The 10224-nt window shown below is 53.2% G+C and carries 16 protein-coding genes and 1 pseudogene; all 17 read right to left on the bottom strand.

Annotated elements, in window-relative coordinates:
• Positions 1-553 (bottom strand): annotated as a pseudogene (locus AD928_RS01565) (Rieske 2Fe-2S domain-containing protein); the annotation flags it as partial.
• Positions 554-711: 158 nt separating this feature from the next.
• On the bottom strand, positions 712-1248 hold the full coding sequence (locus tag AD928_RS01560; protein ID WP_082779680.1) for an acetate uptake transporter: 537 nt from the start codon (positions 1246-1248) through the stop codon (positions 712-714).
• A gap of 148 nt (positions 1249-1396) precedes the next feature.
• The gene (locus tag AD928_RS01555; RefSeq protein WP_062247693.1) at positions 1397-2689 is read right to left on the bottom strand and encodes an NAD(P)/FAD-dependent oxidoreductase; all 1293 of its coding nucleotides are present in this window, start codon (positions 2687-2689) and stop codon (positions 1397-1399) included.
• A gap of 292 nt (positions 2690-2981) precedes the next feature.
• A complete protein-coding gene (locus AD928_RS15355; protein ID WP_082779679.1) occupies positions 2982-3740 on the bottom strand; it encodes a tyrosine-type recombinase/integrase in 759 nt (252 codons plus the stop codon).
• A 423-nt stretch (positions 3741-4163) separates the two neighbouring features.
• Positions 4164-4376 (bottom strand): hypothetical protein, encoded by a 213-nt coding sequence (locus tag AD928_RS01550; RefSeq protein ID WP_062247692.1) that lies wholly within the window; start codon positions 4374-4376, stop codon positions 4164-4166.
• Complete coding sequence (locus AD928_RS01545) at positions 4363-4776, bottom strand: DUF551 domain-containing protein (protein ID WP_062247691.1); 414 nt, start codon at positions 4774-4776, stop codon at positions 4363-4365. Before AD928_RS01545 ends, AD928_RS01550 begins: the two co-directional genes overlap by 14 nt.
• Positions 4776-5081, bottom strand: coding sequence for a hypothetical protein (locus tag AD928_RS01540; RefSeq protein WP_062247690.1), 306 nt, complete (start codon positions 5079-5081; stop codon positions 4776-4778). Before AD928_RS01540 ends, AD928_RS01545 begins: the two co-directional genes overlap by 1 nt.
• Positions 5078-5455 (bottom strand): hypothetical protein, encoded by a 378-nt coding sequence (locus tag AD928_RS01535; RefSeq protein WP_062247689.1) that lies wholly within the window; start codon positions 5453-5455, stop codon positions 5078-5080. Before AD928_RS01535 ends, AD928_RS01540 begins: the two co-directional genes overlap by 4 nt.
• A gap of 136 nt (positions 5456-5591) precedes the next feature.
• Positions 5592-5789: a Lar family restriction alleviation protein gene (locus AD928_RS15350; RefSeq protein WP_373320594.1), complete on the bottom strand. Its 198-nt coding sequence runs from the start codon at positions 5787-5789 to the stop codon at positions 5592-5594.
• Positions 5786-6448, bottom strand: a complete 663-nt coding sequence (locus AD928_RS01530) for a hypothetical protein (RefSeq protein WP_156470047.1) — start codon at positions 6446-6448, stop codon at positions 5786-5788. The genes AD928_RS15350 and AD928_RS01530 overlap by 4 nt, the downstream gene beginning before the upstream one ends.
• A 57-nt stretch (positions 6449-6505) precedes the next feature.
• Positions 6506-6898, bottom strand: a complete 393-nt coding sequence (locus AD928_RS01525; RefSeq protein ID WP_062247685.1) for a hypothetical protein — start codon at positions 6896-6898, stop codon at positions 6506-6508.
• Positions 6895-7707 carry a recombinase family protein gene (locus AD928_RS01520; protein ID WP_062247683.1) on the bottom strand — a complete coding sequence of 271 codons (813 nt, stop codon included), beginning with the start codon at positions 7705-7707 and terminating at the stop codon, positions 6895-6897. Before AD928_RS01520 ends, AD928_RS01525 begins: the two co-directional genes overlap by 4 nt.
• A 1-nt stretch (position 7708) precedes the next feature.
• Positions 7709-8170, bottom strand: a complete 462-nt coding sequence (locus AD928_RS01515) for a hypothetical protein (protein WP_156470046.1) — start codon at positions 8168-8170, stop codon at positions 7709-7711.
• Positions 8167-8466, bottom strand: a complete 300-nt coding sequence (locus AD928_RS01510) for a hypothetical protein (protein ID WP_062247678.1) — start codon at positions 8464-8466, stop codon at positions 8167-8169. The genes AD928_RS01515 and AD928_RS01510 overlap by 4 nt, the downstream gene beginning before the upstream one ends.
• Before the next feature lie 81 nt (positions 8467-8547).
• Positions 8548-9606 carry a flotillin family protein gene (locus tag AD928_RS01505; RefSeq protein WP_062247677.1) on the bottom strand — a complete coding sequence of 353 codons (1059 nt, stop codon included), beginning with the start codon at positions 9604-9606 and terminating at the stop codon, positions 8548-8550.
• 175 nt (positions 9607-9781) lie between these two features.
• A complete protein-coding gene (locus AD928_RS01500; RefSeq protein ID WP_062247676.1) occupies positions 9782-9991 on the bottom strand; it encodes a hypothetical protein in 210 nt (69 codons plus the stop codon).
• Positions 9991-10224, bottom strand: a 234-nt coding sequence (locus AD928_RS01495; RefSeq protein WP_209436632.1) for a YdhT family protein, incomplete at its 5' end; no start/stop codon positions are given. The genes AD928_RS01500 and AD928_RS01495, both read right to left, overlap by 1 nt.

Raw genomic sequence — 10224 nt, 5'->3', positions numbered from 1 at the left:
CCCAAGTGTGAGAAATCCGCGTCGATAAACCCTTCCACCTGTCGCCCCGCAAAGCCGCCAATATCAATCCACGGGCAGGTAATTTGCTGAAAACCCGCTTCGTCCCAATGGGGCATAGAGGGAAGCGAAGCCTCTCCCTGAGGGCGCAGGCAGGTCCAGATCAGCCCATACCGCTCCACAGCAGGATAAGTGTGCAAATTCAGGCGTTTAGGGATGGCGTTGTCGGGTTGCGCCGGGACCTTTACACACCGGCCATGCAGGCCAAACTGGAAGCCGTGATAGGCACAGGCCACGGTCTGTCCATTTCCCTTACCCATACTGAGGGGCACGCCACGATGGGGCAGAGATCATCCGCAATAACAATCTCATTCCCGGCCCGATACAGGACAAGGGGCGCATCGAGCAGCGTTACACCCAGCGGTTTTTCTTCAAGTTCCCGAACAAGGGCGACCGGATACCAGTAAGATGCCAGAATGAGCCAGTCCTCTTCATGAAAACTCACATCACGGGGCAGTCTGGCATCGGTCTTGCTGGCACTGGCTGATGTCGTCACGTCAAAGCTCCTGAGGGGGCGAAAGCGGGGTGCTACAGTCACCCCTTCAGGCAAACTATGTCATTTATTATATTCTTATGGATATACTTGTTTTACGGTGTGGCCATTCTGGAAATGAGAGCGGGCGGAGAAAGCGCTTCTCACTTTCTGCCAAAGTTTCAGTTTCGCACCTGTAAAAGTTCTTTGCCTGCCAGATAGATGGCGGAAAATCCGCAGATAAGCCCTTCAAAGCCCGCAATGGTGGTGAAAATAGCCTGCCCGGTGAATTCTCCGGCTGCGAGGAGCCCGAAGAGAATGACAAGTGTTGCAAAAATAACCTGTAATTCCCGGGAGGCTCTGAGGGTCGCGATAAAAAGGATTGCGGTAAAAAGGCCCCAGATGAGCAGATAGCTACCGATGAGGGCAGGGGAGGAGGCCGCGATCACCCCAAAATGGGGAAGAACAATGAGCAGAACAAAAGAAATCCAGAACGCGCCATAGGAGGTAAAGGCTGTCAGCCCAAACGTATTCCCGTTGAAAAACTCGAGGATCCCGGCAAAAATCTGCGCGGCACCCCCAAAAATGAGGCCCATGGCCAGAATGGCGGACCCCATGGATACCAGCCCGGCATTATGAAGGTTGAGGAGGACCGTTGTCATGCCAAATCCCATCAGGCCCAACGGGCCCGGATTGGCATAGAGTTTTTCGTTGTTCACCGGATTTATTCCTGTTTCTTATTAGTGTTATTCCTTATTCTATGACTGTGTGAGGCGGAAAAGATATTAAAATCCGATGGTATTCTGATCACATTCTGGATTGCTCACAAATCTGTCAGAACGGGGGGGCAGGCTGGGTCTGGCCAGCTTAATCCAGACGCACCGGCGGTCGAATGATGGTTTCAACCCAATCGGCAAAAATAGACGCCATGCCGCGGAAGACCCCGAACAGTTCCATCTGGTGCCGGCGATACAACATGATGTGGCCCATGCGGGCGGAGAGCCCATGCATCAGGCCGCCACCTACCACGCGGCCTCCCGGAAAAGCGGCCCAGCCATTGTAATTGCCAAGTGCGACAATCGCCCCTTTATTGTGGAAAATACAGGAGGGGACGGGTTTTCCTTGTTCCAGCCAGGCAGGCAGGTGTGTGGCTAAGTTGCAGGCCTGCTGTCGGGCAACCTGTGCTGTTGCAGGTAATGGTTCCTCGGTAATGAAGGAGCAATCTCCCATGGCAAAAATCCTGTCATCATTTACGGAGCTCAGATTGGGGTTGACCACAATCTGCCCGGAACGGCTGAGGGACAGGCCGCCATAGGCCTTGGTGACTTCCGGGGCTTTGACGCCCGCTGCCCACACCCGCAGAGTGGCGGATACGTGCGAGCCGTCCTTCAGGGTAAAGCCGGTTGCGTCCGCTGCAGCAACGCGGGCTGAGGTGCGGACATTAACACCCAGCCGCTCAAGCTCCAGCTGCGCCGCGGCAGAGACGGATTCAGGAAAGGCAGGAAGAATGCGCGGGCCGGACTGAAGCAGCGTGACGCTGAGTTTGGGAGGCGCTTTGCCAAAGGCATGCAGGCTGACCGGGTCTACAATTTCCAAAGACTTATGGAGTTCAGCCGCAAGCTGGGTGCCTGTCGCTCCACCGCCGACAATGGCAATATCCAGCTTGGAACTATTGGCAAAGGACTTGAGAATTTCCATTCTGAACTTCTCATTGAAAGCATTGGCTTCAACAAGATTGTCAATAAACAGACAATGGTCTGTCACGCCGGGGGTGCCAAAATCGTTGGCGCAACTGCCGACGGCCAGAACAATGGCATCATACGTCATGGTGCGGCTTTCCAGCACTTTAGTGCCGTCAGACGCATGGAAGGGGCTTAAAACGACCTCGCGTTTGGCGCGGTCGACCGAAATGACCTCGCCCGGCCAGAATTCAAAATGATGCTGGCTGGCCTGAGAGATAAAGCTAATGCGATTATTTTCATTCAGCACGGTGCCCGCTGCAAAGCAGTGCAGCATGGGCTTCCAGACGTGCGAGAAGCTTTTATCAATTAGCGTAATGCGTGCTTTGCCTTGCCTGCCAAGCGTTTTTCCTAAACGTGTTGCAAGAGCCAGCCCCGCCACGCCGCCACCGACAATCAGAATTTCAGACCTGGGTGCCATGAGTTTTACGTGCCTCTTTTGAGAAAGTCAGCCGAAGGGTGATTTTTTGGAAAAGGCTTTGCGCGCAAAGGATCAGTTCATGAAACACAAGGTCTCATGAATAAAAAGAAGACTTAATTTTTATGGAGAATTACTGTGTAAAAAGGCAGGCCCCGTAAAGGAGCCTGCCGGTAAGCGTGATCAGGCAGGAGCGTCGATATCGACGATGTGGGCGATTAGTGAAATAAATGCCTGTTTTATATAATTATTTTCGAAACATAAAACATCTTTGCCCAACCTATGCCCAACGGGCTTACGAAAGGCGGGAAATCGCATCTTGCATATGGTCGGCACTAACGGCGGCGTATCTCTGTACCATGCTAAGGCTTGACCATCCTCCTAGCCTCATGAGCGTGAAGAGATCTGCCCCCGACATCACCATCCACGATGCCCAGTGATGCCGCCACCCGTGCGGTGTGAATCCAGATATGCCAGCCTTTTTGCATGCGGCATTGTGCGGCCTGAGCAAAGCATTCCCGCCTCCAGCATTCTCAGATCTGTCAACAAAGGGCTTCCCAAAATAATTCAAAAAAACTGTACCGCTGTCTGGGTGCCCTCTTTGTTCCCACAAAGCCCTCAATGCCTCATAAACGCGAGGATGGATTGGGATGGATCTCTGCCGACCAGTCTTTGTTTTATGTATGAACAGAGAGCGCCGCTCTAAATCAACATACCGCCAATCAAGTCTAACAGCCTCGCCGCTTCGCAGGCCCTGAAAGCATAACGTCAAAGCAATGGGGCGGGCATAGTCTGCATATGCTGCAATCAGCTTTTCTTGATCTTGTTTAGATAGATAAATGACAGGGTGTTCGTTTGATTTCTTAATGGACAATATTTTTGGTATTGGAATACCCCGCACCTCACAGCCATAATTGATAGCAGCCCGATATCTTCCTCTCCAAGTATAAAGTGTAGTAGGCGACAATCCCCGCCCCCTGATGGATAGCCACACTTTCCATGCCTCGTTTGCGTCCGAGGCTGGATAGTGGCCTATCACTTTTGTCAAATCCATCAGAGAGCGGATTAGGTACGAGCGAGGGCTTTTCGCATCCATATAATCACTGAATAAATCAGCTATAGTAACTCCGCTCTGGGCATTTTTAGGCCCTTCTATCGTGTCAGTTCGGATCTTGGCTTCTTCTGCTGCTCCAACTGCTTCTGCATCCGATCGAGTAGAGCATCCCGTGCAGAATTCCTTGACCGTGACGACTTCACGACCGACACGGACCGTGCCTCGCGCATACCAGAGCTTTCCTCTCTTGCGGTAGGATAGGGACAACGCAAAGCCTTTTCTATCAGTGCAATATCATCATCGTTAAAGTATATCGTGCGGCCCATCCTGATACAGGAAAGGCCTGGGATTGCGGGAAGATAACGGCGGAGCGTGCGCTCGGAGCGTCCTATCTTTTTTGCCAGATTAGCGCGAGATGTTAACTCACCCATCAACCCCTCCCTTATTCCTTAAATTTTCTAAAAATTTCTCCAGATCAATATCGCCGTTATCAAGCAGAGGGGGCGTGGTGCCGTCCTTTGCCCAAGCATAAAGAACACCGGCTCTCAAGAAAGCGTCAGCCCAGTTCTTTCTGTTGAATGAATCCAGTGCGCGGTCTATGGCCCACATGCGTATTTCGGCATCAGTTACTGCCATCAACCCCTCCCAACTCAGCGATGTTTGTGGGCGGAGCGGGCAGGGGCTGCCAGTGGGTGAAAATAACAGTATTATCTGCAATATCTAACCAACGACCATAATACTGGTCATAACCAGCCACCTCTATTATATTGTCTCTTTCATTATAAACTAATACCCTTCCTTCATATATGCTTAAAGAGTCTTTATTCCTCCACTCATATGCGGAATAAACATAATTTTTATCTTCTGTAGCCATTTTGGCGGCGACTTTTGCGCATTCATACCCAAAGTCAAATAGACTTAATTCATCGTAATACTCGCCATCAATCCATTCCCCAACAGTAAACGCCGGGGTATCAGGCTTTTCTATTCTTTCACATGCACTTCTAGCTATGCTATCGTAATTTTCTTTTCCCATCACCCCACCTCCCGCGCTGCGTCGATGGCTTTGCGGATCGTTTCTGCTGACGCAACATACAAGCAACCTTTATCGACGTAGAATTTTTCATACGACCGGCCGATCCCATATTCAGGGATAGATTTCTCCAACCAATCCAACCGCTCACTATCGCGACCAATCTCCGCCCGGACGCGCTGTTCTGCGCGGCGTTCGGCTTCGATAAGCCAGTCCTGAATTTCCGAAAATTCGGGGTAGCAGTTCACGAGAGACAAATCCTCTACGCGCTCTTTAATTTCCTCAATCTGCTCATCTCTCGTCCTCATGGCGCGGCTCCTAGGTTGCGGATGGTCTCGGAACATGAAAGGCAGCCAAGGTATTCAAAATCTCGTCCTGATTTTTCGTATTCGTCCTCACAAACTTTCGCGCACCGTTCCCGCTCCCCTGCCAGCATTTCGTTTATCTGCGTGGGGGTGAGGACGGGGCCGATATATGACCAGCCGATCAGGTCGTATCCTTCAAGCGCATCGTCAGGGCCTTCGTGGTCGTATTCGACCCAGATTTGCTGTTTCGCTTTCCAGTAATAGACCAGTTCATTTTTCGGCGCTTCTGGATCCACATCAATAACATGCTTGCCATCCCGCTCCGGAAACATCGGATAGCCGGGCCGCTCGGGGTTGGGCCAGTTTGTGGGGGTCATATACCGCCTCCGAGCATAATAAAAAGGAAAAATCCCATCACAAAGCAGGTCGCGACTGAATCACCATATCCGTAAATGGTCAGGACAGTAGCGCATATTATAAGAGCAACAATTATCATTGCCCACGCAATACTATTCATCCCTTCTCTCCTGCGCGGGTGTTCCATGCGGTGATAGCCTCGGCTTCAGTTGAACGTGCTGGCCCCCGCGCTCCGCAATTTAGGCATTGCCCCCAATATCTTCCGATCTTTGGCCGGGACAGACCGGTAGGAAGAGGGAATATGTCTACGGGCAATTTTCCACGGCACCCGCACGCCTTAAGTTCCTCGCTCATGCTGCCGGCGCTTTCCGTTCTTCATCTGCAAATCGTGTAGGGGAATGGATTGTGTAAGACAGAGAGCCACGCCCGCTGTATGCGATATGCTTCATGCGCTCATTCTCTTCAGTCAGTTTTGCAATCTCCGCCTGCGCAGCGGCAAGGGCGGCTTGGGCGTCGGATTGGCGGACAACCTTTATGTTGGCACCTTTTTTAATGTCTTTGTTTCGCCATGCGGCGACTTCTGGTTCCACTGCGTCATCGTGCCAGACTATCTGGGCACAGTATTCCAACTCCCCACCCGCAACAGGCGTGCCGATGGCGAGGATAGCGGCGGTAGTTGCTGATCCGCGTGTTGTCCCGGAGCTTCTGGCAAAAGCTGAGCAGTATGCCTCATACATTTTCTGAGCCTGCTCCGTGCTGATGGGGAGCGGCACGACTACGGCTGTGGTTTTTTTGTCTGTATTTGACATATTACTGGCCTCCCACATGCTCTTTAGCAACATCACACGGATTGCGCGGCACACTTTCAACCCATTCAGATCCGTCATAAACTGCGGGGAAATAAACGTGATATTTTGTCCACGCTGTAAAAGCTTTCCCGCATGACGTTCCATATCCGTCGTCAAACTCAATATCCCATTGTTTAGGAGAAAGTGTGCAAGCGATAACGTCATCCCAGGTTTCGCCATTCTCTTTCAGAGCGTAAGTTATTTCTTTTCGCCATGTTGTAATCATGCGCCCTCTCCCGGCAGGACTTCGCGGACGTGGATGCACTCAACTCGGTCCCTGCCCGAAAAACTGTCAGCCATTCCTTTTGTAGGATAGGCTCCGGAGAGTTCGCGGAATTTGTATTTATTAACCCAAAACTCCCGCGCCACAGGGGCTTCGCGGGCGTTCATGAGGTCCAAGGAGTGAGGCGCTTTTCCGTAAGTCGCTTTGCCATCCGCGCTATAATTGCAGGGCGCCTCCACACCATCCTCGTTAGATATAATCCCTATGATGGGGGAACCATTTTTCATATCGCTGCAAACGATCCGAATAGGCCGCCCATCCCGCGTGCAAAATGGCCCCTCATGCTCCGGCGTGTACGGACCGATGATTTCTAGTTTGGTTTTTTGGGTCATGCCTCTGCCATTTCTTCAACAGGTGTCTGCGCAACTTCGGCTTCCAGTTCGGCGCGCCGCTCTGCAATCATGTCCTGCACGGCAGACTGCACTTCTTCGCTTATTGCGCGGTCAGCCTCTTCAGCGCGCTTGATGGTTGTCTGCCAGCGACCCCATTCACCATCAACGCTGCGCAGGTCATCGCATTTGGCGAGGCGGTCACGGAAAAGCGCGATGTGATCGACGGGTGCGCGGGTATGCTCTGCGCGCTGCGGCTGAGGGGTTACGTCAATCGTTTGAGGCGGAATGTCCTGGGCCTCTTCGCCAGAGATCAGACCCTTAAGCACATCAGGATAACCATCGCGGAGAGCAAAACCGCGCGCCCGCATCTGTAGCATCCGGCGCAAGTACTGCTGCCATGGACCCTGCTTACCGAAGAGGCCTGCTTTCTTTGCATCCGCAACACTGAATTCAGAGGTAATTTCATCTCCATCTACGCGTTTAGTGATGCAGACAGCTTTGAAATTATCACCTTCACCCTCGAAGTATTCGCGCACCGAAGCGCATTTCCCTGAGCTGCGCACAAGCCCGAGCATTGCATCCCCCCAGATGCTCGGGCGTCCATTGATCACTGCGATGTTCTGGATTGCCTGCATTGGCGCAAGGCCAAGTTCAGACCCCATCTGGACAGCAATCATGATGTTTTCAGGCTTACCCTTGTAGTCTTTCGGCATAAGGTCTGACCCAGCAGCCATCTTTGCAAATCCAACCAACTCCTGAAAGTTGGATGGCTGCAGGACCGGGCTGTGTGTCGTTAGGGAATTACTCATATCAAACATCCTTCCGAGCGCTGACCCGCAGTGTGGGAGCGCCGCCATTTGTGAGGGATGCGCCGGGCACCGGCCCGTTGCGCACCAGTTTGTTCAGTTCCGTCCGGTCCAGCTTGTCCGGCTGCGGTTTCCACAGTTCTGGCCGCGCCGCCTTGAGCGCCTTTTCGTCAGTGATGTGCGCTGTCGAAGCGGGGCGCATCACCGTCGCTTTCCAGTTCGCGGATTCCAGACACACGACGCCATCAGACTGCATCTGGTTGGACAGTTCAGCCCGCAACAGATCCCGCGCATGCTTTGCGCGGCGCTCGAGATTTTCCAGAACGCCGATCAGTTCCAGCGCTTGCCCATCTGTGTTTGCACCGGGCGCACGAATTGCCTTCATGCACTGGTTCACGTCGCTGATTTCCTGATGGAGATACTCGGCATAGACACGATTGACGGCGGTTAGGATGGGGTCACTCACGACATGAAATCCCAAAGATAGGGAATGTCGGACTTGTCGGTGTCCGCAATGGCATTTGCCAAAGCCTGAACGCTTTCCGGCAACCCCTCCAATTCCTTGGCGAAATACAGGTCACTCATGAGCTTCATACCAAACTTGTGGCACTCCTTGAGCATGTCACTGAATTTCACCAGATCCACTTCATCAGCCCGCGCATGCCGCTCCATTTCCGCGCAATACGGAACGGGTGCGGGTTCAAGATGCGGGTTAGGTGCGAGGCGCACCGTCAGAAATGGGCGTTCTAATGTCTCAGACATTTCAATTCTCCCTAAGGAAATCATCTGCCGCCAACACGGCCACTTCACCGGGCCTCGTGAGACCCGATGCGTGCGGCGGTGTCAGTAATTGATCGAGACGTGCGGGACTTTTCCGAGGGCAATGGCTTTGATGACAGCCTTGCCAAGGTCCTCAGGCATGCCAGCAGCTACAAGTGCCTTCAGGGCCTCGTTGTTGACTGCGCTCTTGTGGTCCTTGTCCGCAGCTCTACGCTTTGCCTCGGCCTCTTGCTGCCTTTTCTCTAATGCAACACGCTCACGCTCCGCCTGTACGGCGCGCTCTTTCTCTTCTTCCGCCCGCCTTGCGGCTGCAATCTTTTCGCGCTCAGCACGAGCTTGCGCCTCTTTCATCGCATGCGCAGCGGCACGCTCTCTTTCAGCAGCAGCATGAGCTTCACGCTCAAGGCGCTCACGCTCCGCCTGCGCCGCTTGCTCGGCCTGTATGCGGCTGCGCTCTGCGGCCTCCTGAGCAATTCGCTTTTCACGAGCAATGCGCTCCGCCTCAAGGCGTTTACGCTCTTCTTCTGCGGCCAGCGTTGCTTTGCGATCAGCTTCCTCTTGCTGAATGCGGCGAGCCTTAGCCGCCTCGGCATGAGCGGAAAGATTCACGCCAGACTGCTCAAACGCCACCTTTGCGCGCTCTTTGAATTCCTCGAAATCGCGGGCATAGAGACGAGCAAGCTCAGCCTGACGCGCGGAAACGGTCTCTTCATCCGGAGCAAAATCGAAACGGGCCAGAGCCTCAATGTCACGGATTGCGATTTGATGCCCTTCAACACGGGCAGCCTCGCGCTGCTCAAACTCGACAACCGGGGCTTTTACTTCATCGCGCAAAGTATCTAGGCGACTCTTCACAACCCGGCGATCAGCATTGACCCGGTCAACTATTGCTTTTGCGGATTCCTGCACTTCCTTGCCCATATTATCCAGAGCAGTCTTGGAGCGTGCTACGTCATAAGCCACAGACTTGATATGCTTGCGGCCTTTTTCAGTTGTGGCATCCAAGGGCAGGGCGCGCACATACGCCTCCAGCTTTGAGACGACATCTTCAACACCTCCCTCAGCAAAGACAACGGATGGTACAAGTGTTTCCACAGTATCCAGTGTGAGTTCTTTTTGCATTATTGCCTCGATCAATATTTATAGCCAACACGGCCACGAAGCCCGGTCCGCAAACCGGGTGACGCGGGGGTGTCAGGAAAAAATCATGAGAATGAGCATCACCGCAGAATGAGTATCACCGCATTGGCTAATGCCAGGACGGCGATAGCGATCATGAGCTTGCTGTCGCTATCCATCACACTAACTCCCCAACCAGCTGACAAACCCCCAGCAGCAGATCGAGCAGGTCGCCCGTGATGCGCTGCCCGGCATCAGTGAACATCAGGACGAACGTGATGCCGCCATAGACCAGCAGACCCAGAAACGCCTGCACAAAGGGGTTCTCGACGATCATGCCAGCGATGTAGCCCGCGTTGGTTTGGAGTGCTTTGTTGAGGCTGGACATTATGCGGCCTCCACTTCAGAGGCCACGCCCTTGTCATTAAGGGTGTACCATGCATCCGCTTTAATGCCGTCTTCGCCTTCGTAGATCGCGACAAAGCGCGCACGCCTGCCATCATGCCAGCTCAGGCATGCAGCACCGCCTTTGCCGAGTTTCACTTTTGCGAATTTTCCAGAGCAGGAAACAATAGAATTTTCGCCAGCTGCTTCGATCCGGGCACCGTCGCCGCTGGAGCC

Source organism: Acetobacter cerevisiae, from assembly GCF_001580535.1.
Lineage (GTDB): Bacteria > Pseudomonadota > Alphaproteobacteria > Acetobacterales > Acetobacteraceae > Acetobacter > Acetobacter cerevisiae.
The sequence above is the reverse complement of the archived record's forward strand: the minus strand, read 5'-3'. Positions and strand labels throughout refer to the sequence as shown.